General features: G+C 63.0%; 20 protein-coding genes. 12 read left to right on the top strand and 8 right to left on the bottom strand.

The features are described from left to right. Positions 1 to 5: 5 nt before the first annotated feature. Positions 6 to 3,146 carry an efflux RND transporter permease subunit gene (locus tag CS1GBM3_RS10580; protein WP_072395222.1) on the bottom strand — a complete coding sequence of 1,047 codons (3,141 nt, stop codon included), beginning with the start codon at positions 3,144 to 3,146 and terminating at the stop codon, positions 6 to 8. Between the two features lie 50 nt (positions 3,147 to 3,196). Beyond that, complete coding sequence (locus CS1GBM3_RS10575; protein WP_072395220.1) at positions 3,197 to 4,264, bottom strand: efflux RND transporter periplasmic adaptor subunit; 1,068 nt, start codon at positions 4,262 to 4,264, stop codon at positions 3,197 to 3,199. A 311-nt stretch (positions 4,265 to 4,575) separates the two neighbouring features. On the opposite strand from CS1GBM3_RS10575, the gene CS1GBM3_RS10570 reads away from it, so the two are divergent. Genes CS1GBM3_RS10570 through CS1GBM3_RS10555 form a run of 4 tightly spaced genes read left to right on the top strand, consistent with a single transcriptional unit; the run spans position 4,576 to position 8,560 of the window. Continuing rightward, positions 4,576 to 5,562 (top strand): metal ABC transporter solute-binding protein, Zn/Mn family, encoded by a 987-nt coding sequence (locus CS1GBM3_RS10570; protein WP_244534627.1) that lies wholly within the window; start codon positions 4,576 to 4,578, stop codon positions 5,560 to 5,562. Positions 5,563 to 5,592: 30 nt separating this feature from the next. Beyond that, complete coding sequence (locus CS1GBM3_RS10565) at positions 5,593 to 6,405, top strand: metal ABC transporter ATP-binding protein (protein WP_280173303.1); 813 nt, start codon at positions 5,593 to 5,595, stop codon at positions 6,403 to 6,405. Between the two features lie 32 nt (positions 6,406 to 6,437). Next, positions 6,438 to 7,646, top strand: a complete 1,209-nt coding sequence (locus tag CS1GBM3_RS10560; protein WP_072395214.1) for a metal ABC transporter permease — start codon at positions 6,438 to 6,440, stop codon at positions 7,644 to 7,646. After that, the gene (locus CS1GBM3_RS10555; protein WP_072395212.1) at positions 7,643 to 8,560 is read left to right on the top strand and encodes a metal ABC transporter permease; all 918 of its coding nucleotides are present in this window, start codon (positions 7,643 to 7,645) and stop codon (positions 8,558 to 8,560) included. The genes CS1GBM3_RS10560 and CS1GBM3_RS10555 overlap by 4 nt, the downstream gene beginning before the upstream one ends. A gap of 73 nt (positions 8,561 to 8,633) precedes the next feature. Here the strand turns inward: CS1GBM3_RS10555 and CS1GBM3_RS10550 are convergent, their stop codons facing one another. The 4 genes from CS1GBM3_RS10550 to CS1GBM3_RS10535 form a co-directional block, all read right to left on the bottom strand. Continuing rightward, positions 8,634 to 9,668, bottom strand: coding sequence for an isopenicillin N synthase family dioxygenase (locus CS1GBM3_RS10550; protein WP_072395210.1), 1,035 nt, complete (start codon positions 9,666 to 9,668; stop codon positions 8,634 to 8,636). Positions 9,669 to 9,706: 38 nt separating this feature from the next. Further along, a complete protein-coding gene (locus CS1GBM3_RS10545; protein WP_072395208.1) occupies positions 9,707 to 10,777 on the bottom strand; it encodes a putative urea ABC transporter substrate-binding protein in 1,071 nt (356 codons plus the stop codon). Beyond that, positions 10,774 to 11,622 carry a hypothetical protein gene (locus CS1GBM3_RS10540; protein ID WP_072395206.1) on the bottom strand — a complete coding sequence of 283 codons (849 nt, stop codon included), beginning with the start codon at positions 11,620 to 11,622 and terminating at the stop codon, positions 10,774 to 10,776. Before CS1GBM3_RS10540 ends, CS1GBM3_RS10545 begins: the two co-directional genes overlap by 4 nt. A gap of 97 nt (positions 11,623 to 11,719) precedes the next feature. Then, on the bottom strand, positions 11,720 to 12,664 hold the full coding sequence (locus CS1GBM3_RS10535) for a LysR family transcriptional regulator (protein WP_072395204.1): 945 nt from the start codon (positions 12,662 to 12,664) through the stop codon (positions 11,720 to 11,722). A 338-nt stretch (positions 12,665 to 13,002) separates the two neighbouring features. Here CS1GBM3_RS10535 and CS1GBM3_RS10530 point away from each other — a divergent pair, with 338 nt between their 5' ends. Next, complete coding sequence (locus tag CS1GBM3_RS10530) at positions 13,003 to 14,052, top strand: tlde1 domain-containing protein (protein ID WP_244534626.1); 1,050 nt, start codon at positions 13,003 to 13,005, stop codon at positions 14,050 to 14,052. An 84-nt stretch (positions 14,053 to 14,136) separates the two neighbouring features. Continuing rightward, positions 14,137 to 14,706: a TetR/AcrR family transcriptional regulator gene (locus CS1GBM3_RS10525; RefSeq protein ID WP_072395202.1), complete on the top strand. Its 570-nt coding sequence runs from the start codon at positions 14,137 to 14,139 to the stop codon at positions 14,704 to 14,706. Between the two features lie 327 nt (positions 14,707 to 15,033). Here CS1GBM3_RS10525 and CS1GBM3_RS10520 read toward each other — a convergent pair whose 3' ends face one another. Next, positions 15,034 to 15,705: a cysteine hydrolase family protein gene (locus tag CS1GBM3_RS10520; protein ID WP_072395201.1), complete on the bottom strand. Its 672-nt coding sequence runs from the start codon at positions 15,703 to 15,705 to the stop codon at positions 15,034 to 15,036. Between the two features lie 260 nt (positions 15,706 to 15,965). Here CS1GBM3_RS10520 and CS1GBM3_RS10515 point away from each other — a divergent pair, with 260 nt between their 5' ends. From CS1GBM3_RS10515 to CS1GBM3_RS10500, 4 genes are read left to right on the top strand one after another with little or no spacing between them, the layout of a single operon-like run. Further along, positions 15,966 to 18,017 carry a hydantoinase/oxoprolinase family protein gene (locus CS1GBM3_RS10515; RefSeq protein ID WP_072395200.1) on the top strand — a complete coding sequence of 684 codons (2,052 nt, stop codon included), beginning with the start codon at positions 15,966 to 15,968 and terminating at the stop codon, positions 18,015 to 18,017. Between the two features lie 11 nt (positions 18,018 to 18,028). Further along, positions 18,029 to 19,921 carry a hydantoinase B/oxoprolinase family protein gene (locus CS1GBM3_RS10510; protein WP_072395199.1) on the top strand — a complete coding sequence of 631 codons (1,893 nt, stop codon included), beginning with the start codon at positions 18,029 to 18,031 and terminating at the stop codon, positions 19,919 to 19,921. Positions 19,922 to 19,946: 25 nt separating this feature from the next. Then, the gene (locus tag CS1GBM3_RS10505; protein ID WP_072395198.1) at positions 19,947 to 20,525 is read left to right on the top strand and encodes an SRPBCC family protein; all 579 of its coding nucleotides are present in this window, start codon (positions 19,947 to 19,949) and stop codon (positions 20,523 to 20,525) included. A 52-nt stretch (positions 20,526 to 20,577) separates the two neighbouring features. Then, a complete protein-coding gene (locus tag CS1GBM3_RS10500) occupies positions 20,578 to 21,345 on the top strand; it encodes a creatininase family protein (protein WP_072395197.1) in 768 nt (255 codons plus the stop codon). Positions 21,346 to 21,408: 63 nt separating this feature from the next. Here CS1GBM3_RS10500 and CS1GBM3_RS10495 read toward each other — a convergent pair whose 3' ends face one another. Continuing rightward, a complete protein-coding gene (locus CS1GBM3_RS10495) occupies positions 21,409 to 22,257 on the bottom strand; it encodes an IclR family transcriptional regulator (RefSeq protein ID WP_171946476.1) in 849 nt (282 codons plus the stop codon). Positions 22,258 to 22,427: 170 nt separating this feature from the next. Here CS1GBM3_RS10495 and CS1GBM3_RS10490 point away from each other — a divergent pair, with 170 nt between their 5' ends. Both CS1GBM3_RS10490 and CS1GBM3_RS10485 read left to right on the top strand, forming a co-directional pair. Further along, positions 22,428 to 23,780 carry an amidase gene (locus CS1GBM3_RS10490; RefSeq protein ID WP_244534625.1) on the top strand — a complete coding sequence of 451 codons (1,353 nt, stop codon included), beginning with the start codon at positions 22,428 to 22,430 and terminating at the stop codon, positions 23,778 to 23,780. Between the two features lie 36 nt (positions 23,781 to 23,816). Next, entirely contained in the window at positions 23,817 to 24,695 is an 879-nt protein-coding gene (locus CS1GBM3_RS10485; RefSeq protein WP_171946475.1) for an EamA family transporter, read from the top strand. Positions 24,696 to 24,714: the final 19 nt, after the last annotated feature.

Genomic DNA, 24,714 nt, shown 5'->3' with positions numbered 1-24,714 from the left:
GCTGCTCACTCCTTCTGCTGCGCGGCGGCGAGTTCCTTGACCAGCAGGTCCGTCTCGTGCACGCGCGGTTTCGATAGCGGCGCGAGGAAGCGATAGGCGATCGGCGCCAGGAACAGCGTGAAGACCGTTGCGATCCCGAGGCCCCCTACGATAACCCAGCCGAGGGCCAGACGCGCCTCGGCGCCCGCTCCGGTCGCGATCACCAGCGGGATGGCGCCGAGCACGGACGCTGCCATCGTCATGATGACGGGGCGGAGGCGCGTTGTTGCCGCTTCGCGAATGGCCGTGTCGATGTCCGCGCCTTCGTCACGGCGCTGGTTGGCGAACTCGACGATCAGGATACCGTTCTTGGCCATGATGCCGACCAGCAGGACAAGCCCGATCTGGCTGTAAATGTTCATCGTGCCGCCGCTCAGGAAAATGGCAAGGACAGCGGCCGCAAGGGCGAATGGTACCGTTACGATAATGACAAGAGCGCTGACCGTGCTCTCGAACTGCGCCGCAAGCACCAGGAAGACGACAAGTAGCGCGATGCCGAAGACGAACGCAGTGTTCTGCGAGGTTTCCGACAACGTCCGCGCTTCGCCGAGCAGGATGATCGACATTTGCGGTTCGAGCACCTCGGCCGCAATGGAACGCATGGTTTCGACAGCGTCGCCCAGCACCATGCCTTCGTCGAGGTTCGCCGTGATCGCGACCGAGCGCTGACGGTCCTCGCGGCCGAGCGTAGGCGAAATCGCATTCTCCTTGATCGTGACCAGCGAGGACAGGCTGATGAAATTGCCGTTGTTGGTCTTCACGAACAGATTGCCGAGATCGCTTGGATCGTTGATCGGCCGGCCGCCCGCCTTGACCTGGACCTCTACGATCTCGTCGCCGATGAACAGATCCGCGGCCTTCTGGTAGTCGACCATGGTGTTGATCAGGCTGGTGATCGTGTCGATCGGTACGCCGAGCTTGGTTGCCGCTTCACGGTTGATGCGCACGGAGAGCTGCGGCTGCGTCGTATCGTAGTCCGTGCGTGTGTTGCGGAAGCCGGGCGTGGTCGCGAGCCGGCTCGTCAGCTTGGCGGCCACGTCGGCCAGGCGGTCGTAGTCCGGTCCGGCGATGGCGAAGCGAAGTCCCTGGCCGCCGCCGCGAATGCCGAGGCTGTTCGCGGATCGTAGCGAGACCTGCAGTCCCGGAATGCCGGAGAGCTTCTGCTGTAACTCGGCCTGGATCTGCTGCTGGGTACGCTTGCGCTGGCTCCAGTCGGCGAGCGCGGCGACGACGGAGGCGCTATTGGTGCCGCCGGCACCGACGGTTGCGAGCACGCCGGTTATCTCGCCGGTTTTCCTGAGGGGGGCGAGGGCCTCCTCGACCTTTTCGGTGAGCCCGGACATGTACTCCAGGTTGGCGCCCTGCTGGGTCCGCAACATGATCTGGATCACGCCCCGGTCTTCGGATGGTGTGATCTCCTGTGGAAGGATCTTGTAAGTGGTCCAGCCCAGGGCGGCGAAGCCGAGGCAGATCGCCACCACGAGGTAGCGCGCTTTGAGCGAGAGATCGAGCGCGCGCGCGTAAACAGAGGCGAGACCGTTCGACAGGCGTGTGAACCAGCCCTCCTTTCCGGAGGCCATGCCGTGCGGCGTGTCGGCCGCAAGGCGTGCAGCGAGCATGGGACAGACCGTCAGCGCTACAACGGAGGAAATCGCGACGGCGAATGCAAGGACGAAGCCGAACTCAGAGAACAGGCTGCCGACCATGCCCGGCATGAACGAGATCGGTACAAAGACGGCGACGAGCGTGGCAGTGGTGGCGAGAACGGCAAAGACGATCTCGCGCGTGCCGATCACGGCCGCGGCGCGCCGGCCTGCGCCAAGCGCACGGTGACGCGCGATGTTTTCGACCACGATGATGGCGTCGTCGACGACGAGGCCGGTGGCGATCACGAGCGCGAGCAACGTCAGCACGTTGAGCGAGAAACCGGCGAACCAGATGGCGGCCAGGGTGCCGATCAGCGAGACCGGGATCGAAAACGCCGGCGCCACGGTTTCGCGTGCGGAGCCGAGGAAGGAGAAGATGATGAGAATGACGATGATGGTCGCGAGCAGCAGCGAGATGACGACCTCGCGGACGGACTCGCGGATGAAGATTGCGTCGTCGGAGGTGACCGCAATGCTAACGCCTTCCGGCAGTGATTGCTGCAACTCGGTGACGGCAGCGCGTACGCCGTCCGAGATGGCGATGGTGTTGGCCTTGGCCTGACGGACGATCTCGACGCCGATAGCGGTTTGCCCGTCGAGGCGCGTGATGGCTGTCGCTTCCTGGAACGCCCAGCGGACGAACGCGACGTCTCCAACCGTTGTCTGCGCGTTGATCTCGAGCGCAGCGACCTCCTGCGGGGTATCGACCGGCGCTTCTGCGCGGACGATCAATTGCTGGGTCGCGTTCTCGAGGGCGCCTGATGGCGCCGTCACGGATGCCTTGCCGATGGTGTCGATGAGGTCGCTCAGGGCCAGTCCGCGAGCTGCGAGAGCGACCGGAGAAACGCGGACCTCGATGGTTCGCGCGCGCAGGCCGTAGGAGTTGGCTGCGGCGACGCCTTCGACTGCTGCAAGCCTATCCTCGATGACGTCGTTTACGAGATCCGTCAGCTCGCTCTCGGAGAGCGTTTCGGAAGCAACCGACAGGCGCATGATGGGCTGAGCGTCCGCATCGGCCTTCACGACGCGCGGTTCGTCGTCCATGTCATTCGGCAATTGATTGGTGACGCCGGCGACGGCGTCGCGCACGTCCATCGCCGCGACCTGCATATCGGTATCGGTCGAGAACTCGACGGCAACGCGGCTCGAGCCGTAGGACGAGTTCGAAGTGATGCTGGTCACGCCCTGTACGCGGGAGACCGCACTCTCGATGATCGCGGTGATCTGGGCGTCCATGCTTTCGGGGGACGCGCCCGGATAGCTCGTTCGTACGGTGACGACGGGTCGGTCGACGTCCGGAAGCTCGCGGATTTCGATGGACTGCACCGCGGCGACGCCGGCGATAATGACGAGCAGGTTGAGCACCATGGCCAGGATCGGCCGGCGAACGAAGATGCCGACCCAGCCGCCATCATCGCCGGACTGGCGGGGCGGGCTCGGGGTTTGCGCAGGGGTGCTCATGGAGCGGGCTCCGTCGTCGAATGGTTTTGATGATCAGGTTGGATGCCCGCTCAGGACCCCAGGATTTTCACTTTCTGGCCGACAGTCAGGAGGCCGCCGCCTTCATGGACGACGCGATCGCCAGGCGCGAGCTTGGCCTCGATGAAGACTCGGTCGCCATCGCGGGCGAGAATGGCCGCATCGACGCGTTCGACGGTGTCGTCGGCGGTGAGACGCCACACGTAGGCGCCGGAGCGGTCCCATTGGATGGCGAGGCCGGGCACGACCGGCGACTTATCGCCCGAGAGCTGGACGGTGACAGAGAATGTCGAGCCCGGGATGAGCTTCAGATCGGGGTTTGGGATCTCGCCGCGCACCGAGAGCGTGCGGGTGATGGGATCGATGCGCGTGCCAACCCCCGCGACCTTGCCGTTGTAGATCTCGCCGGGGCGGGCGGCGAGGCTGGCGCGAACCGGCATGCCGGTGGTGATCTGCGGCGCCACCGCTTCCGGAACCGTGAACTCGATGACGATGGTCGAGCGGTCATCGAGCGTCGCGATCGGGTTGCCCACGGCGAGGTAGTCGCCAGTCTGCAGGTTGGTCAGTCCGACGATGCCGGCGAAGGGCGCCTTGATCGTCATACGATCAAGCTCCTCGCGCGCCCGCCGCAAGGCGGCGTCGGCAACCTTGAGTGCCGTTTCGGCTTCGGCCCGCACCACGCGCGAAACCGAGGCTTCGTTGAGCTGCTTGTAGCGCTCAACCTGATCGAAGGCTTGGGCGCGCTGGGCCTCTGCCGTCTCGACAGCGATGGCCTCCGGCTCGGAGGCGAGCCGGACCAGGACCTGATCCTTCTCGACGCGATCTCCGCCCTTGAAGAGGACCTCCGAGATGACGCCCGCGACGCGTGTCGTGAGCGTCACCTGGGCGAGGGCCCGGCCCGAACCGACGGCGGCCACCCGCTCGCGTACCGGCTCCGTCTTCACCTCATAAACAGAGACGATTGGCTCGGTCGCCGGGCCGCGGCGGGTGCGCTGGGCTTCGGTGCTGGTCGAGGCGAGTGTCAGGCTCGCGGCTGCCGCCAGCGTCAGGGCTGAGCCGGCAAGTCCGCTCCGGCGGAAAGGGTGGAGCATCGAGTGCATTGATCCCTCAAAGAAAATTCGTACCGGCCAAAGCTGGGTTCAGCGAGCCCGCGATTGTGATTGGAACGTTCGATGGGGTTAATTTCCGTTGTCCCCCATTGTCCATCCTCGATGTTGTCGAGCTGAACAGTGGTTCCCAAAAGTCACTGATGGGACCAGAGCGTGACGTGGCGATGGCGGCCTTACTTGCAAATCATTCGCAATTGCATTAGCTTCAGTTTCGCGCCATCAGGCTGGATTGCTTCTCGTTTTCAGTTGCGATCAGGTGTCGGTGCCGCGCTTAAATGAGGGAATCTTATGAGGAGATGCGGATGATCGCCCGAATGCGCCTTCAGTGCCTGCCACTGATGGCGGCTCTATTTGCGATTGGCTTCGCGACCGGGGGTGCGAAGGCGGACGAGAAAATCAGCATCGTTGCGACCACCGGAATGATTGCCGACGCCGTTAAGCAAGTCGGTGGGGAGCGTGTGTCTGTGACCGCGCTCATGGGCCCGGGCGTGGACCCGCATACCTACCGACAGACCCGCTCGGACATCGCAGCCATGATCAAAGCCAAGGCGGTGTTCTGGCACGGGCTCTATCTCGAAGCGCAGCTCGAGGATTTCCTGCGCGACCTCGGAAAGAAGAAGACCGTTGTCGCGCTTGCCGAGAGCCTGCCCAAAGAGCAGCTCCTTTCGAACAAGGACTATCCCGGCCGCTACGATCCGCACGTGTGGATGGATCCGCGCCTTTGGAAGGGCGTCGTCGTGGCTGCGCGAGATGCGCTGATTGCGCTCGATCCCGATGGAGCTGACACGTTCAAGGCCAACGCCGATCGGCATCTTGCGGAAATCGACACGCTCGCTACGTATTCCGACAAGGCGTTCGCAACCGTTCCCGAAGGCTCGCGCGTGCTTGTGACGGCACACGATGCGTTCGGCTATTTCGGCAAGGCCTACGGCTATGAGGTGCTCGGCATTCAGGGCATCTCAACCGAGAGCGAAGCTGGTCTCAAGCAGATCGAAGCCCTCGTCGATATCATCGTGCAGAAGAAGATCAGTGCTATTTTCGTCGAGAGCTCGGTCTCGGACCGGAATGTGCGGGCGTTGATCGAAGGCGCCGGTGCGAAGGGCCACACGGTCGTGATCGGTGGAGAGCTCTATTCCGATGCGATGGGGGCGCCGGGCACGTATGAAGGCACCTACATCGGCATGATCGACCACAACGCCACTGTCATTACGCGTGCGCTCGGCGGTGAGGCGCCCGAACGGGGCCTCAACAACAAGCTCGCGGCTCTGCAGTCGCGCTCGAAACTTTAAGGAAGGTCGCTCGCCCCCATGGATCCTGCCGTGAAGCTTGTCAGTCGAGACGGAGCGACGCTGGCGGACGAACATCCCGACAGTCCGCTCGCGATCGCGGGGCTCACGGTTTCCTATGGCGAGAAACCGGTTCTATTCTCGATCGACTTCGTGACGCCGCCCGGAAGCATGGTGGCGATCGTCGGGCCGAACGGCGCGGGCAAGTCGACGCTGATCAAGGCTGCACTCGGCATCGTGCCGCGGATCAGCGGGGACGTGACGTCGTTCGGCAAGTCTTGCGCCGAGGTGCGTTCCCGCATCGCCTACGTCCCGCAGCGGGCGAATGTCGATTGGGATTTCCCGGCGACGGTGCGTGACGTGGTGATGATGGGCCTCTATCGCGAGATTGGGCTCTTTCGCTTCGCCGGCCGGCAGCACCGGCAGGCGGCGTTGGCGTGCCTGGAACGGGTCGGTATGGCGAGTTTTGCCGATCGCCAGATCGGCCAGCTCTCGGGCGGCCAGCGCCAGCGCGTGTTCCTGGCTCGCGCGCTGGCGCAGGATGCCGATCTCTATGTCATGGACGAGCCGTTTGCGGGCGTCGATGCGGCGACCGAGCGGGCGATCATTTCGGTCTTGAAGGAACTCAATGCCGCGGGCAAGACGATCATCTGCGTGCACCACGACCTCGCGACGGTTACCGACTATTTCGATCATGTGCTGCTTCTCAATGTGCGCAAGGTCGCGAGTGGTCCCGTTGCGACGACCTTCACGGCGGAGAATCTGCAGGCGACCTATGGCGGCAAGCTTGCTGCGGCTCAGCTCGAGTCGCTCGCGACCACGGGTAGGATCGCCGATGCCCGCTGACTTTCCGCAGCGCGGGCTTTGGAGCTGACGGAATGGAGGCTTTCTTCTCCGCGTTCTTCCTGCAGGCCGGCTACAACACGACGCTGGTGACGCTTGGCTCGGCAATCCTCGGGGCAAGTGCGGCGGCCATCGGCACCTTCGTGCTGTTGCGCAAGCGCTCCCTTGTCAGCGATGCGATCAGCCACGCGACCCTGCCGGGCCTTTGCTTGGCGTTCATCGGAATGACGGCGCTGACCGGCGACGGGCGTTGGATCGCGGGACTGATGATTGGAGCGGCCGGCAGCGCGGCGCTCGGCCTTCTGATCGTGGAGTGGATCAGCCGGCGCACGCGCCTCTCAGAGGATGCCGCGATCGGTGCCGTGCTTTCGGTCTTCTTCGGTTTCGGGATCGTACTCCTTACGGTGATTCAGACGCTCGACACGGGCGGGCAGGCCGGGATTTCCGGTTATCTGGTCGGATCGACAGCCAGCATGCTCCGGAGCGAGGCGGAGACCATCGCGCTCGGTGCCCTGATCTCGGGGGCTGCGATCTTTCTCCTGCGTCGGCCCTTCACGCTCATCTGCTTCGATCCGGAGTACGCCTCGGTACGAGGCGTCAACCTCAGGGCTACCGATCTCGCGATGATGGTGCTGCTCTTGGCCGTGACCGTCATCGGGCTCAAGGTCGCAGGGCTCGTTCTGATCGTGGCGCTGACCATTATTCCGCCTGTCGCGGCGCGGTTCTGGACGGATCGGGTGGAGCCGATGGTGCTGGTTGCCGCCGGTCTCGGTGTGCTCTCCGCCTATCTCGGCGCCGTGATCTCGTCGCTCGACAGAGGGCTCCCCACCGGGGCTCTGATCGTCCTCATGGCGTTCGGGCTGTTCGTTGTCTCCATGCTGGTCTCGCCACGGCGCGGTCTTCTGGCGCGCACTGTCGAGCGGCGACTTTTTCAGATCCAGGTGCACGAGCGGCAGGGGCTGTTGGCGATCGCGCGAGGTGAGCCGATCTATGATGCGCTGACGCTGCGCGTCCTGCGTCTCAAGGGCTTCATCCGCGGCGATGGTGTTGCAACCCTCGAGGGGCGCGGCGCGGCCGCCGAAGCGGTGCGCGACGAAGCCCGATGGACGCTTTTCCGCAAGCTCAATCCTGAGGAAGCCGCGGGTATGGCGCACCAGGGCGTGACGTCGATCTCCCGGGCGCTGCCGGCAGATGTGGTCGCCGATCTCGATCGTCGTCTCAGTCTTGCAGGAGGCAAGGCATGAGCGAGTTCGTTCAGCTCTCGCTTGCGCCGTTGCTCATCGGCACGTTGGCGTCGGTGTCGTGCGCCTTGCTCGGGAACTTTCTCGTGCTCAGGCGTCAGAGCCTGATCGGGGATGCGGTGGCGCACGTCGCGTTGCCGGGGATCGTGGCCGCGTTCCTGGTTACGGGCACGATCGCGGCTGGGCCGATGCTCCTCGGTGCAGGTGTAGCGGCGGTGGTCGCGGTTTTGCTGATCGAGCTTGTCCGAAAGCTCGGCAACGTCGAGCCGGGCGCGGCCATGGGTGTGGTCTTCACGGCGATGTTCGCGGCAGGCGTGCTGTTACTCGAACGCACGGATACGAGCCACGTGCATCTCGACGTCGAGCACGCGCTTTACGGCAATCTGGAAAGCCTGATTTGGTTCGCCGGAGACAGCTGGGCGTCGCTTTTCGATCCCGCGGCGCTGGCGGAGCTTCCGGTGCAGCTCCCACGCCTTGCGCTGGTGCTTCTTGCCGTTGCGCTGTTCATCGCGCTCCTTTGGAAAGAGTTGGTGATCGGTACGTTCGATCCCGAATTCGCGGCGAGCATCGGTGCGCGGCCGGCGGCGGTGAGCTTCGGTTTGGTGATCATGGTCGCAGTTGCTGCTGTAGCAGCCTTCGATGCGGTGGGCTCGATCATCGTCATTGCGATGTTCATCTGTCCGCCGGCTGCGGCGCGCCTAATGACCGACCGCATGGGATCTCAGATCGTGTGGAGCGTCGTCTTTGCCGCGGCGTCTGCGGTGCTCGGATACGTGCTCGCCGGCTACGGGCCGCTCTGGCTCGGCGGGCAGTCGAGCGTCAGTGCGGCGGGTATGATTGCGACCGTGTCAGGCATCATCCTGCTGTTGGCGTGCCTGTTCGGTCCGAAACGGCTCGGTCTCAAGGTGGCGGGATAGGTCTGAGAGACGAACCCCGGCCAGGACGGGTATGCCGTCTCGGCCGGGGATGAAGCTTACGCCGGTTAGTCGGTCAGTATTTCTGCTGTGCCTCTTGTCCGAACGATGACAAGGGGGCCGAGCCATCGGGAAGCACGATCTCGCCGCGGGCGCGGCGTTCCTTAAGATAGGTGAAGCTCTGCATGGTCTGCGCGAAGAGATGCTCGCCGGCTTTCAGGGCCTTGCGGGCCGGCTTTCCCTCCTCGGCAAAACGCGGCAGCGGTGCGACGACGGTATCGTAGTCGGCCGCGAAGAAGAGCGGGAACGAGTAGCGCTCTTCCGAGACCTTGCGCACGCGGTGCGAGGTGGCGATGAACTCGCCGTTGGTCCAGATCTCCATCATGTCGCCGATGTTGACCACGTAGGCGCCGGGAACCGGCGGTGCGTCGATCCATTCGCCTGCACCGTTCATGACCTCGAGACCCGGCGACGTCGAGCGCAGCAGCGTGAAGCATTCGTAGTCCGTGTGGGCGCCGATGCCGGGGCGATCCTCGGCGCTCGAATCGAGGGGGTAATGGATCAGCCGGAGCTGGCTCGGCGGCTTGGTGACGTAGCGATCGAAGAAGGTCGGCTCCTCGCCAATCGCCATGGCGAAGCCGCGCAGCAGTACGCGCCCAAGGCCAAACACGGCCGTATAATAGGTATCTACCTGCTCCTTGAAGCCCGGCAGGTCCGGCCACTGGTTCGGGCCGAGCAGCGGGTTGCCGCCAACGTAATCCGGATCGTTCGCCGGCAGGTCGATCGAAAGATCGTAGGCTTCTTTCTTATCCTTGGTGCCTGAGGCGAAAACCTCCTCGCCTTCGGGGACATAACCACGGTGGCAGCGCGAGTTGCCGATGTAGACCTTCATCTTGTCTTCCTCGGACTGGGCGAAGAAGCGCTTGGCGGCATCGAGAACGCCCTCGAACAGGGATTCGTCGATGCCGCCTCCGGTGACGTAGATGAAACCGACGCCGCGCGCGGCCTTGCCCAGCTCTTCCGCAACGGCTTTCTGCTCGGGCAGGCTTCCGGTGCGGAGCTTGGTGATGTCGACAATCGGAATGGATGAGAAATTTCCGGGGATGGTCATTGCAGTCCTCTCAGATCAGGGGCGCGCCTGTGCAGGATTTATAGTTTGCCGTCGGCGGCGAGCTGCATGAAGGTGTCGTCGAAGCGGAGCTTGACGTTCGACGTATCGCCAAGGGTCGTGCCGGGAAGCGCGATGCCGACCGCATCCTTTGACTTCGCGGAACCGCCCATCAGCTCATTTTCGAATGAGAAGGTGCGGACGTGATCCATGGCCGTCACCATTTCGGGCGACCGCGCAAAAGCTGCGCCCGCGGTTGGCTCATAGAATGAGGTGGTCGCGAGCTGGGCGTCGAAGCTTTCGACGCTCGTGCCCGATAGCTCGGCCATGTACTTGCGCGCGGCCTTACCCTTCTCATCGTTGGCGCTCATGGTGGCGAGCGTTTCGTACCAGGCGCCGACAAGCGCCTTGCCGAGCTCAGGGTGCTTTTTCAGCGTTTCGGTGTTGATGAGGAAGCCGTCGACCAGCTCGCCCGGCATCTCCTTCGAGTCGTAGACGACCGAAATGTCAGGGAGCTTCTTGAGCTCGATGTAGGCGGGGTTCCAAGCGACGACGGCGTCGATATCGTCGGACTGGAAAGCGGCGATGAAGTCTGCGTCCGAGATGTTCTGGAGTTTGACATCCTCGAGGCTTACACCGCGCTGCTGGAAGGCGCGCGCCAGCATGTAATGCGAGATCGAGTATTGGACGAGGTTGACCTTCTTGCCCTTTAGGTCGGCGATCGTTTTATCCTTGCCCTTGAGGACGATGCCATCGTTGCCGTTCGAATAATTGCAGATGATGAGGATGGTCGTGTCGATGCCGCCGGTCGCCGGCAGCGTCAGGGCGTCCATCGTCGTCGCCGTGACGCCGTCGAACTTGCCGCCGGTGTACTGATTGATGGCTTCAACGTAATCGTTGATCTGCGTCACCTCGATCTTGATGCCGTATTTGTCGGCCCACTTGTCGATGATGCCAGCGTGTTTCGCATAGGGCCACGGCATGTAACCGGTATAGACCGACCACGCGATCTTGAACGTCGGCTCGGCCTGCGCTGAGGCGATTGGCGCGACAGCTGTGCAGAGCAGAACGACGATGGCGGCGACGGTGCGCCGAACGAAGTGTGGTGTCATGAGGCTCTCCCGGTAGCTGGCTGGAATGATGAAAGCCCGTGGTCGTTTCCTTGTTCTTTGTCGGTCTCTCGTTGTGAAGCGGGGTCAAACTCGACGACGGTCCAGGCCCTGGTGAAAGGCTTGCCGTCACGGGTGATGTCTTGGGTAGTGAAGATCGGATGTGCGCTCGTGACGGTTGGCGCGAGGTCCGCTCCGACGCGATAGGGTAGGCTCGATCGCTCGATGCTCCAGACGTCTCCGGTCACGCGTCCGAGAGAGATCTCGCAATCGAGGAGCGTGCGTGCCACGTCCGGTGTTGTGTTCGCGACGAGGTCGGGGAGAGACGCGCCGTGCGGCAGCGGCTCAGCGCGTGGACGAACGAACATGAAGAGCTCGCCCACTCGCACCAGAAAGCCGGTGCAGGCATTCGCATCCTGCATGCGCAGCGCAAACAGCGGGGTGAGGTCGCGCGAGGTGTGATGCCAGTGCTCGATATAGGGGATATCGCGACCTTCCTCGACCAGCACGCCGTTATCGAATTCCAGATAGCCGGCGTCGCTGGCGGAGGTCGGGCACTGAAAGTCGATCATGCGTTGCCATTCGTAGGCGCCGCCGGCGCGTACGAACCGACCGGCGAAGCCCTCCTGTCGCGCAAGCCAGTCGAAGTGCTCGGGGCCAAGATGCTCGAGGCACGAGACGCCGGCGAACGACGGGGGATCGTCGGGTTGGCGGAGGTCGGCAAACAGGGTGGGTCCCTGCAGCCAGGCGGCGAATGTCGTCGTGTCTTGCCGGCCATCGGGCCAGGCGATCAGCGAGCGTTCCCAGAGGCCAAATGTTTCGCTGATTTCGGTAACAGGTCTTCTCATGGGCCGTACGATGGAGGCCTCTCCGGCACAGCAGAAGCCGTCGTCGCTCAATATGACTCATAGATTGGATCTATGGGCCCGTCCGCCAGGGTGTCGCTCAGCCTGCGACCTCTTCGGGCTGCAGGTGTGCCTCGATGACGTCGAGTAACGTGCGGGCGGGCGCGCTGAGGCCCGTATCGCGCGTGATCAGGTGGACGTGGTAGGTGGGCAGAAGATCGGGGCGCAGCACTGGCCAAAGCTCATCAGCCGCCACGGCATCTTGCGCGACAACGGTCGGCAGGAAGCCGATGCCGATCCCGATCTGGATGAGCCGTTTGACCTCGTGCAGGGTCTCCGCCGAGCCGCCGACGTACTCGCCAAGCCCGTATCGCTGGCGAAAGCTCGTCAGCTCCGCCGGCTCGTCCTCTCCGGTCAGAACAAAGACCTCCTTGGCGAGCGCTTCCGGATCGCAGCTGGTCTTGCCGAATGCGGCGTGAGCCTTGCCGCAATAAAGCTGCTGCTCCTCGCGCATCAGGGGGCGGTAGCGCAGCTCCGGGCTTGTGACGCTGTCGCAAGCAATGCCGAGGTCGGCGCTGCCGTCCTTGACCGACAGGACGACGTCGCGCCAGGGCGCGATGTCGAGGCGGATCTCGACCTCCGGGTGCAGCTGATGAAAGGCGACCATGGCGCTGTCGAACTCCGGCGACACGAGATCGGAGATCACGCGCACCGTCACAACGCCCTGTAAGCGTCCCGATGCGCGCGCCGCTTCGCCCGGCATGCCGGAGATCAGCACCTCGATCTCCTCCGCAGCGGCGAGGAAGGTACGTCCCGCGGGCGTCAGGGCGACGCCGCGCGCAGTGCGCACGAACAGGGCAGCGCCGACGTGCTCCTCGAGTCGTTTCAATCCGGCGCTGACGGTCGGTTGCTGCTTGTTCAAGGCCCTGGCTGCGGTGCTGATGCCACCCGAGCGAACGATGCTCAGGAACAGCTTGACCAGATTCCAGTCCAGGTTGCGCGCGAAGACCTGGCCATTCCTCGAGGTGCGGATCTGATCAGGCATCACCCATGCTGCCTTTCGGAAGAGACGGGATGAGCATAACACCCGCGCCGGCCTTGCATTCCCAGGGCTTCGTCGTGGGGCGATATGTCTCGATCCTAAGTTGAGGCCCGCCTTGTGCTTTTCGCAATGCCCGCTGGTGATTGTCGCCAGCTTTCTCTCACCAAGGCCTTACTCTTGGCCCGACTCCTCGCGTAGAAGGGGAGGTCAGACGACGCTTTTGACCATGCCGGGGGCCTTGCGTGTCTCGAAAAGCCGCCAAGACGAGGATCGGGACCGCTGCGCTTGCAGCGGCGACGGCTCTTGTCGTGTTTGCTCCCCGTGCCGGGTGGGGGCAGCCGGTGGCCGAAGACCCCGCGGGTGCCGCGTCCGCGGCGGCGGCTGAAATCGCCGAGATTTTCAGCAAAGTCGGCGATCAGATCTATGAAGAATGCATCTTCGAGCTTTCGGAGGAGCAGGTCCTCATCCAGGCGGCCCTAATCCAATCGTATGTGGAGCGCGGGGCCACCAGCGCCGTCGCACGGAGGCTTGCCGCAACGCAGATCCAGCCTCCCAAGCTTTCCGAAAAGTGCGAGCAGGTCCGGCGCGCGCCGGACGGGGGAGAACCGCCGGTCGGCTCGGATTGGGCGACCTCTACGCAGCCCTCACCGCCCAAGCCGGCGATCGCAGCTTTGCCCAAGGAAAAGGCGCCTGCGCAGCCGCCGCCGGCCATCGCACTCAAGGGCAAGAAGGGGCTGGCGCAATGGGATTGCGCGTCCGGCGTCGACTACGTCACCGTGAAGCTCAACGGCTACGAGCGGAAGCTGACCGGCGGGGAGATCTGCAGTCCGTTCCAGGACGTGGTGCGGGAGGTGCCGGCGTCCGTCGCGAGCTTCCAGCTTGGTTACACGATTAAGACTGGGCGCCTGTTCGTCATCTCGGACGATCCGAAGGCAAACGGGCAGACGGTTGCCTGGGGGCTTTCGGGCCGCGATATTTGCCGCAACAATCCGGATCCGGACTGCTTTGCTGCTCGGGCTATCGGCCCGTTGCCGCCCGGAAAATACGCTTTTGCTGCGCCGCCTCACCGGGTGAGTTGGGGGCCGAAGACCAAACGGCATGTGGCGGCCGTCTATCTGAAAGAGCTTTGGAACAAGGAGCGTTTCAACGCGGCGCAGACTGCCGCCATCCTGAAGCGCGGCAATATTGCGATCCATGTGCGCCTCAAGGGCGAGATGTCGGAAGCCTGCATCGGTCTCGAGCCCAAAGGCTGGAATTATGTCGCCTCGTTGATCAAGGACGGGCGCGCGACGAGCCTCAACGTTTATATCGACGAGCCTCATCCGCAGGTCGCCGAGGCGCCCCCCGTCGTGGTCGCGTCTTCGTTCTCGTTTACCTCGCTCTTTAAGTAGGTCGCGCATCGCGGGCGTCGTTCGCGGACGGTGCGCCTTCGCGGCGAATTGACAAGCCTACCGGTTGGTAGGTAGACCGAGGCCATGTCGACGGTCGATATGAAATCCGCGCTGCTCGCCGAGGCGGAGACGCTTGTGCGCACTGTGGGCTACACGGCCTTCAGCTACGCCGATCTTTCGGAGCGGGTGGGCATCCGCAAGGCGAGCATTCACCATCACTTTCCCACCAAGGAAGCGCTGGGCAACGCGCTTATCGATGCTTACCTCGTACGCTTTACGGTTGAGCTCGAGCGGCTGTCGGACCGGCGCCTCGACACGCGGGGCAAGCTCGCAGCCTACGGTGAATTCTTCGCCGGTGGGCTGCGTGACGGACTGATGCCGCTTTGCGGGGCTCTGGCCGCAGGTTCGGCCGACTTGCCCGTCTCGATGCAGAAGCGTGTGGAGCGCTTTTTCAAAACGCATCTCGCTTGGCTTGAGAAGGAATTGCGGGCGGGCCTCGCCCGGGGCGACGTGCGTCCCGATCTCAAGCCTGACCGCGCAGCCGTGCTCATGCTCAGCACGCTGCAGGGAGCAAGCCTTGTTGCGTGGGCTTTGAAGGACGCGGGCGCGATCAAAGCGCCCTTACGGGACATCGTCGAAAGTCTGACGGTATAGTTTGAGTATAGTTTCGGCAGCGACCCTGGCGGGATGGTGAAAGATCGCCTCTGCCATGGCGTCGTGGCATGGTCTTGCGGCTGCTCGGCGCGCTGCCTATCCGCGCGTGTAACTTGGTCCGCTTCGCTTAGACGACAGTATTTCGCGGCCGACGTCGGGATCACGGGCGCAAATTTCTTGTGGCCGAGACCGGCTCGAACATCATCGTCACGAACGACGTGGGGGGCGTCATTGTGCGTCCCGCCCACGGGCCGGAGAGCGTGCATCTCGTCCTTTTGCGATTCGCGAAATAGATGCCCGCGTGATTTTCGCCGAAAGAATTGACTTCTAGGACGACAGGTTACTCAGGGCCATCTCGGCATCGACGACAAGGCCGAGATGCAGAGCGACGATGCGCAGGGCTGCGTCTTCCATCTCCGCGGTTGTCCCGCGAACGAGATCGCGAACAACGGTAACGCGATAGCCGAGGTTTGATGCGTCGAACGCCGTGTTCAAGACGCAGCAATCCGTGAGGCATCCGTCCAGGATCAGCGCCTTCACGCCCATGTTGCGAAGCAGGAAGTCGAGATCGCTCGGATAAAATGCCGTCAGGCGCTTCTTGGTCTCGACGATGAGATCGCTGTCATCGACGCGGGTAACGAACTCGTTCCAGCGAGTTCCTGCGATTGCGTGCTCGTCGGCGTTCGGGATCGGCCCGACGTGGAGTGGAAAGACGAGGCGCCACGCGGCTTTCAGGCCGTTGATGTCATCGACGCCGCCTTTGCGCAGAATGCTGCGCACATGAATGATCGGAATGCCGAGGGCGCGAGCTTTGTCGTGAAAGGTATCAACTGCGGGAACGATCTCTCTCGCGCGCGGCGCGGGACAAGGGCAATCCGGGGAGTCCTCGAGATGCCCACGATGCAGGTCGATGGATACGATCGCGAGCTTCGACTTGTCGAAATAAGGGGCGAACTCCGGTCCCAGGTCACGCGGCTTTCCGTCAATGTAGGCTCGCATCACTTCTCATCCTCTCAGCATTGGTCACGAGTGATCGGGTCGCGCCCGAAATAGACGCAGTTCGTGCATGCGGACGGTGCACGATGATCGCTTTCCGAAGCGGATCGCGCCGTTTTCAGACGCTGTGCGATGTGTCGACCCGATCCCCATCCCCGCGGCTTTCCGTCCCGTCTCACGCCCTCGATCCTAGCTTGCCTTTGCCCTCCCGCATATACATAATATGAATATTGCATCCACTATATGGATATTCGGAGAACGGCATGGGGCTGCGGATCGCCATCGATACAGGCGGAACTTTCACGGACGTCGTCGCCATCGACGAGGGCACAGGGGCGATTACCGCCGTCAAAACGCCATCGACACCCGGTGACCCGAGCATCGGTCTCCTTGAAGGAGTGCGGAAGGCGCTGGCGGAAGTCGGCGGCGCGGACAGCGATGTGCGCATGCTGCTGCATGGATCGACGGTTGCTACCAATGCAGTGCTCGAGCACAAGTTCGCCGGGCTCGGCCTTCTTGTTACCCGCGGTTTTCGGCACATGATCGAGATCGCGCGCCAGTCCGTTCCGGATGGTTACGGCAACTCGTTTTTCTGGGTGAAGCCGCCGCGTCTCGTGCCCCTGCATCTGGTGCGCGAGGTGCCTGGCCGCATGGCGTTCGACGGCTCCGAGCTCGAGCCGCTCGATGAGGAGGCGGTCATCGAGGCCGCGCGGGAGCTTGTGGAAGATGGCGCTCGCTGCATCGGCGTGTGCCTGCTTCATTCGTACGCGAATGCCGCCCACGAGCAGCGGGTTGGTGAGCTGCTAAAGGCCAATTTTCCCGACGTTTTCGTCTCTCTGTCGTCGGTAGTGCTGCCGGAATATCGCGAGTATGAGCGCGCGATGACGACGCTGGTTGACGTCCTGGTGAAGCCTTACTGCAAGACCTATCTGCAGAGCGCCGCAGACCGCATTCGCGCGCAAGCCGGCAACATTCCGTTTCTGATCATGCAGTCGAACGGCGGGGTGGTGAAGCATTCAACAGCCGGCGACCGGCCAGTGACGATGCTGCTGTCAGGGCCGGCGGCAGGCATTCTGGGCTCGATCCACATGGCCGAGCTTGCTGGTTATCGGGACATCCTGACGATCGATGTCGGCGGGACATCGACCGACGTGGCGATTATCGAAGACTTGAAGCCGTCCTACACGTCGGCATCGATGGTCGAGAGCTATCCGGTCAAGACGCCGATGCTGGACATCGTCACCGTGGGGTCGGGCGGCGGCTCAATCGCGTGGGTCGACGCTTATGGTCAGCTCAAAGTCGGCCCGCAGAGTGCCGGCGCGGATCCCGGCCCGATCTGTTACGGTCGTGGCGGTACTCAACCCACAGTAACGGACGCTGCCATCACGCTCGGGCGCCTTCCGACTGCGTTGGTTGGCGGCAGCATCAAGCTTGACGCGGAAGCCGCGCGGGCGGCCTACGTCGCGTTCGGCCGCAACCTCGACATGACGGCCGAGGAAGTTGCGGCGGGTGTGCTCGAGATCGCCGCCGTCAACCAGGTGTTCGGCATTCGCCAGGTCACCACGACGCGCGGGCGGAATCCTTCGGCGTTTGCCATGGTGTCGTTCGGCGGCGCCGGCGGATTGTTCGCCACAGAGGTTGCGGATTTTCTCGATATCCGGACGATCATCTCACCGCCCAATCCCGGCAATCTCTGCGCGCTGGGACTGCATGTCTCGGATGTGCGGCGCGACTATATCCGCACGCTCGTGTGTCAGCAGTCGACGGCCGACACAGGTGAGATCCTCAAGGCATGGGATGAGCTGGCGGCATCCGGCGTTGCGGATATTTCGGCCGAGAATATTCCGGCGGAGCGGATCCAGATCCGCCGCATTGCGGACGTGCGTTATTTCGGCGAGGGCCATGAGGTGCAGGTCGATATCCCTGCAGACCTCTCGGGCGAGCAGGCGATTGCGCATATGTGGAAGGATTTCCACCGCGTGCACGATCAGACTTTCGGGTTCCACTACGAGGGCAAACAGGACGTCGAGCTCGTGAATCTGCGCGTGCAGGCGATCGGTGTCCAGCACCGTCCGTCGCTCAAGCCCAACGCTACGCGGCAGGAGGTGGCGCAACCGTTTGCAACACGCAAGGCCTATTGGCGCCAGAGCGGATGGGTTGATTGTCCGCTCTACAGAAGGAACGAACTCGCGACAGATCAGTCTGTCCAAGGGCCGGCCATCGTCGAAGAGTACGGCTCGACCGTCGTGGTGCCGGATCGCTGGCGCGTGCGCACGGATGCCTATGGCAATCTCATCCTGGAAAAGAACGTCTGAGGGAAGCGGCAATGTTGAAGCAAACACGCGCTGCACTGGGGCCAATCGAGCTCGAAGTCATCCATGGCACCATCCGCGCGGCGGAGCTTGAGATCGAAGCGGCCGTGGAGCGAACGGCCCGCTCGCCGATGATCCGCGACCAGCACGATTATCGCGTTGCACTGTTCGATGCGCGTGGACGCAAGCTCACGGGGCGCTCCTATTCGGCCATTGTAGAGCCGGTGTTCGAATACTTCGGTGCCGACAACATTCATCCGGGGGACGTATTCTTCTGGAACGATCCCTACAACTCTTGCGGCTCGATCGGCCATGTGCCGGATTTGTGCACGACGGTGCCGATCTTCCACGGCGAGCGGCTGATCGGATTCAGCCAGGTGTTCGGCCATCACGATGACGTCGGTGGTGCGGTGCCGGGCAGCCTGCCGGTGCACGCCACGGACAGCTGGATGGAAGGCGTGCTCATTCCGCCGATCAAGCTCTATGAGCGTGGCAAGCTCAATGAGGCCGCGTTCCGCATCATCGTCAGAAACTCGCGGCTTTCCGATCATCTTGCTGGCGATCTCGATGCCGAGATCGGAGCCGCCATGCTCGGCTCGCGCCGTATCGTTGCTCTGGCGGAGCGCTACGGCGTCGACACGCTCGAGGCGGCTTTCGATCAGATCCTCAAGAATACGACGGAGATTTTCCGCCGCGAGATTCTACCTCGCATCGAGGACGGCGAGTATCATTTCGAGGACTACATCGAGGCCGACGGCGTCGACGAGCCGCGGCTGCACGCCTTGCGCGTGAAGATGATCAAGACGCCGGAAAAGATCGTGCTCGATTTCACCGGCACCGATCCCGAAGCGAAGGGACCGATCAACTGGTCGCTCGACGAAGCCGATGGCCGCTACTTCCGCAAATGGTTGGCACCGACGCTCCGCTCGCTCGCGGACTCGCCGGAGCGGGCGGCGGAAATCGATTCCAACGAGGGCGTTCTCGACGTTCTCGAGGTGGTCTTTCCGCAAAAGGGAACGCTGATCACGCCGACCTTCGGAAAACCCACGGGCATGCGCTTTTTCCTCATGTTGCGTACGCTCGGCTGCTTTGCCGCTTGTCTCTCCAAGGCGACGGACGGGCGTATGCCGGCGGACCATGAGACCATCCGCATCTGGGGGCTCACGGGCGGACGCAGCTCGGAAGACTTTTATCTGTTCCGCGAGGTTCTCGGCGGCGGAAGCCCTGGCCGGCCGTGGGCGGACGGCTCGGATGTGGTGCACATCGTTCCGAACTCAAAGAACCTGCCGGCCGAGTTTTCCGAGACGCGCTATCCGATCCTTGTCGAGCAGCTCGCCCTCAAGGAGGGATCCGGCGGGCCCGGCTATCATCGGGGCGGTATGGGCTACGACAAGCGCATCAAGACGCTCGGCGAATGCCGCCTGATCTCGAACGCCGATCGGTCGCTGCTGGGCTGCTACGGCGTCAACGGCGGCAAGGCCGGTGCGAATTATCAGGTCTCCGTCATCCAAGCGGACGGGACGGAAACGGTTCATCCCGGCATGTGCGACACCGTCACGGTAGCGCCCGGCTCGTCTGTCCGCATCATAACGACAGGCGGGGGCGGCTGGGGCGATCCGCTGCAGCGGCCGGTCGAGAAAGTCGTCTACGACGTGCAGTGTGGGCTCATCTCGCCGCAATCCGCGCATGACAACTACGGCGTCGTATTGAAGGCGGAGGGACGCAAGTGGACGGCGGATCTCGCCGCAACCGAGGCGCGGCGCAAGTCGTTGATCGACGCGCGCGGCACGGCTCCCATGTTCGACCGTGGCCCTTATTACGAAAAGCTCAAGGCCGAGGGGAAAGTGTCCCGGCCCGAGGACTGGGCTGATCCCGAAGCGGGCTGGTCGGCGCGGCCCGTCCTCTAATCTCGATATAGCTCGGGGGTTCGACATGAAGATCACGAAGTCGTTTCAAGTCGCCCGTCCTTTGCCGGCCGTCTGGGCTCTGATGCAGGACATCCCAACGGTTGCGGCATGCATGCCGGGTGCCGAGCTGACGGAGGATAAGGGGGACGGCGCCTACGCGGGGCGCGTCGGTATCAAGCTCGGGCCCTTCAGTGCGTCGTTCGAAGGCGAGGCGAAAGTTACACAGAACGAAGCTGACCATAGCGGCCGTGTCGAAGGGCGTGGCCTCGACAAGCGTGGGGGAAGCCGCTCGAAGCTCGTGCTCGATTACAAGGTCTCGGAGGCCGGGGCGAGCACGACGCAGGTCGACATTGATGCCGACGTGCAGCTTTCCGGACCCATCACGCAATTCGGGCGTACCGGCATCATCACGGAGACGGCAGGCATCCTGGTCGAACAGTTTGCCCGCAACGTCGAGCAGAGATTGGAGGCTTTGCCGGACACGGCGCCGGCCGCGGAGTCGCAAGCGTCGACGGGCAAGTCGAACGACATCAGCATTCTTCGCCTTATTGGCCTGCTGATCGCCTCTCTCTTCCGCCGCCGCAAACCTTCCCTACAGGATTAGACCGCTTGTGAAACCGAGCGCAGCCATCGACGGAGCCGCCATGGAACATCGTATGTCGTTTATGACGCAGATGGAGATTGCCGCGGCGATCGCGGCGGAGCGTCCCGTCATCCTGCCGACCGGCGCCACCGAGGCGCATGGTCCGCACATGCCGACCGATACGGACACGCATCAGGCCGAGCACATCGCGTGGCTTCTGGCGCAACGTATCAATGCCTTGGTAGCTCCGCCCGTCGCCTATGGCGTTTCCAAAACGTTCGAGTTTTTTACCGGCACGATCTCGCTTTCTATCCCGACTTATCAGCTCATGCTGTTCGAGATAGGTGCGGCGCTGATCAAGCAGGGCTTCACGCACCTGATCATCCTCAACGGCAATCGTCCGAACGGCACGGCGAACGATGCGGTGGCGCGCCATCTCGTCGATGAACTCGATACGGAGCATACCTTCAAGGTGTCGGCACTCAGCTATTGGGAGCCTGCGGCCGACAAGATTCATGCTATGCGGAAGTCCGTTGCGGGCGGCATGGGGCATGGCTGCGAGTTCGAGACGGCATTCCAGCTCGCGACGCGGCCCGATCTCGTCAAAATGGATCGTCTTTCCGGTGCCAACTACGGCCCCGTGGGATGGGATCTCGTTGCACCGACGGAACCTGTTCGCACGTATGTGCGCCGTCCCCGTCCCGCAGCGGGCCATGCGGCGATCTTCGGTGATCCGACACCGGCAACGGCGGAGGCGGGTGAAGCCTTTATCAAGACGACCGTCGACGCACTTGAGGAGACGTTCCGGAACTTACGCGGGTCGTATGAGGAGCGTCGCTGAATGCTGGGCCATCCGCTCCATCGCCTCACGGCCGGCGCGGATGGGCAGCAACGCGCGTGGGTCTCAGCGTTGGCCCGGCCGCCAGCCGAGATCCAGCGAGATCGAATGCGCGGCCTGCATCAACCTCTCCTGCAGCTCGTCGCGCCGCTTCTCGTTCTTGAGCAACGTCTTGCGGAAGACGAAGCTCAGACAGGCGATCACGCGTCCGGAAGAATCGCGGATCGGTGCAGACATCGATCCGGTAAACATTTGCACGTCGGCAACCGTCAGCGAAAAGTCATCCTCGCGGACTTCTTCCAGGATATTACGAAGGACCTTGGGATCGGTGATGGTCTCGGGCGTCAGGCGTTCGAGGTCGCGCTTCAGATAGGTCTCGATGAATGCCGGGTCCTCGTTTGCCAACAGGACATGGCCCTTCGAGCTGCAGTGGAGCGGGAAGTGATAGCCGTAGTGTGCTTTGGTGATGTCCTCGTCGACCCGCTGATGAGAATAGATCGCTACCGATTGCCAGCCGATGCGCTCCACGACCTGCATGGCGATGCCCTCCACGGATTCGAGGCGCGAGAGGTAGGGCAGGGCAACCTTGAGCACGCGGTGATTGGAGAGATACGCCGAGCCGACGTACCAAAGGCGCGGGCCGATCTCGTAGCGGTTGGTCTCAGGATCGCGCCGCAGAAACTGCGCCTTTTCAAGCTGGATGATGGTGCGATGCACCGTCGCCCACGGGAGGTTGAGCGCTCGCGTTACCTCCACAACTCTGCTCGGCGAGGCAGCCAGGTATTCCAGCACGGCGAAGGAGCGCACCATTCCTCGAAGCGGACTGTCCTTCAGAGCCGAGGGGGTAGATTTTTTGGCCTTCTGGGTGGATTTCGCCGCACGGCCCGAACCGGCCGTGGATTTTTTGGTTGTCATATGCCGCGTTCCAAGTGGGAGGACCGCACTGTCATAGGCCAAGAGATCTATCCGCTCAACGGATGCGATACTAATAGTTCGAATAACCGGGTGAGGCACGTGCCATGACGGGTCCATTGTGGGCAATGTCAGCGCGGGCCGCTGTTCATGGGCTTGTTCGAGGGGACTTCTTGCCGCGGGAGTTGCTTGCCGTGGTGCGCAAGCGCGTCGAGGAGGTCAATCCCAAAGTCAATGCGCTTCCGACACTCTGCTTCGAGCGTGCGGAGCGGGCCGCGGCAGAGCTCGAATCCAGGCCGGTGCTGAAACGCGGCCGGTTTGCCGGTCTGCCGTGGCCGATCAAGGACTCCTACGATGTGGCGGGCGTCCGGACGACCTATGGCTCCTTGGCGTATGCCGATCACATCGCGGAAACGTCAGACTACGCGGTGGAGGCGATCGAGGCGGCAGGCGGCATCGTGTACGCCAAATCGAACACGCCCGAGTTCGAAGCCGGCGCCAACACCTTCAACGAGGTGTTCGGACGGACTTTGAACCCCTTCGACCCCACGCGTTCAGCAGGCGGCTCATCCGGAGGCGCGGCGGTGGCCGTCGCTACCGGCATGGCGTTTCTGGCGCAGGGATCGGATTTTGCCTGCTCGCTTCGCTATCCGGCGGCATTCTGCAACGTGGTGGGGCTTCGGCCCACGGCAGGGCTGGTCCCGCAAGGACCGAATGCGCTGCCGTTCCAGGTGCTTTCCGTCGTCGGTCCCATCGCACGTAGCGTCGCAGACGCCGCTTTTGCGCTTGATGGCATGGTGCGCTTCGATGCGCGCGATCCGCTGACCCGATCCCGTGACGGTGGGTCTTATCTCACTGCCGCGCTGGCGCCGCGCCGACCACGCCGCGCTGCTTTCAGCATCGATCTCGGTATTGCGAAGGTCGATCCGGAGGTGCGCGCGATTGTTACGCGGGCTGTTGAGCGTCTTGCGAGTGAGGGGCTCAGAGTCGAGGAGGCGCATCCGGATCTGAGCGGGGCCGATCGCGCGTTCCGTCCGCTGCGGGCTTTTCAGTTCGCCGCGCTGAGACGCGATGCACTGGCGCGTGTTCGCAGCAAACTCAAGCCCGAGGTGGTGTGGAATATCGAGGAGGGGCTCAAGCTCACCGCTGCGGATCTCGCGGCGGCGGAAGAGGAACGGGTGCGGTTGCGCCAGTCTATGCTCGCTTTTCTCGAAACGCGTTGTACGGTGATTACGCCCACTGCGCCTGTTGCGCCGTTTCCCGTTGAGCAGCGATACGTCGACGAGATAGATGGACACAAGCTCTCGACTTACCTCGATTGGCTTGTGCTTGGCTATGCTGCTACGGTCTGCGGCTGTCCCGCTATATCGATTCCTTGCGGGCGGACGGCATCCGGCTTGCCTATTGGATTGCAGATCGTGGGCAGGCCCTATGGCGAAACGGAGCTGTTGCAGACGGCGGCCTGGTGCGAGGCGGTGCTGGGCTCTGCGCTTTCCGCTCCCGTCGATCCGGTAACCCTGGCATAAGGCCCTCCGATCCTGCAACGCCTCGAACCCCTGCTATTGTTGTTTGCATCCGGCGCCTGCATCGGCCTGATTTTTCCGTTCGGTAAAATCGCGGTCGACCTGGGTTTGTCGCCGCTCGTCTACGCGGGAACCTCGGCTGCGGGTGCGAGCGCGGTTCTTGCGGTTGTTTGCAGGATCTTGGGTAAACCCATTGTTTTGGACGCCTCGACGCTTGTGTATGCGGCTATCGCCGGACCGCTTACGTTCGCGATACCGTTTGCAACGATGCTCCTGGTCATTCCCCATCTCGGCTCGGCTATTCCCGCCATCCTGCAATCCCTCACGCCCATTCTCACGCTTGGTCTCGTCGCCGCGTTGGGTGTCGAGCGGCCGAATCTGCTTCGCGTTGCCGGTTTGCTGATCGGTCTTGCGGGTACGATGGTCATTCTCATTGAGCGCAACAGCGACAGTGCGCAAAATCAGGCCCATCTCGGCTGGTATCTCCTGGCGCTCGTGACGCCGGCTACACTTGCAGTGGGCAATATTTTCCGCACGACGCATTGGCCCGCCGGTCATGGTCCGTTGCCGCTTGCGATGCTCACGTTGGCGGGCGCAGCCGTCGGCGTCGCGCTGCTCGCAAGTGTGCTGCCACTGCTGGGATTCGCGCCGTCTCTTGCATTGCCATCGACTGTCGGCTTCGCCCTCGTCGCGTTACAAAGTCTCGCCATTGGGATCGGCTATGCATTCTATTTCCGGCTTCAGCAGGTTGGTGGACCCGTTTATCTGAGCCAGATCAGCTATGTGAATACGAGCGTCGGCGTTGCTTTCGCCGTGCTGTTCTTCTCCGAGCGTCTGTCGCTCCATGTCTGGATCGCAGTTGGCCTCATTCTCGCAGGTGTGGCGTTGGTCAATCGCGGCGCTCCGGACGAGGAATGAGACAAGCGAATGATCGTAT

Source organism: Hyphomicrobium sp. CS1GBMeth3, assembly GCF_900117455.1.
Lineage (GTDB): Bacteria > Pseudomonadota > Alphaproteobacteria > Rhizobiales > Hyphomicrobiaceae > Hyphomicrobium_C.
Note: the sequence above shows the minus strand (reverse complement) of the source record. Positions and strands in the feature narration are given on the sequence as shown.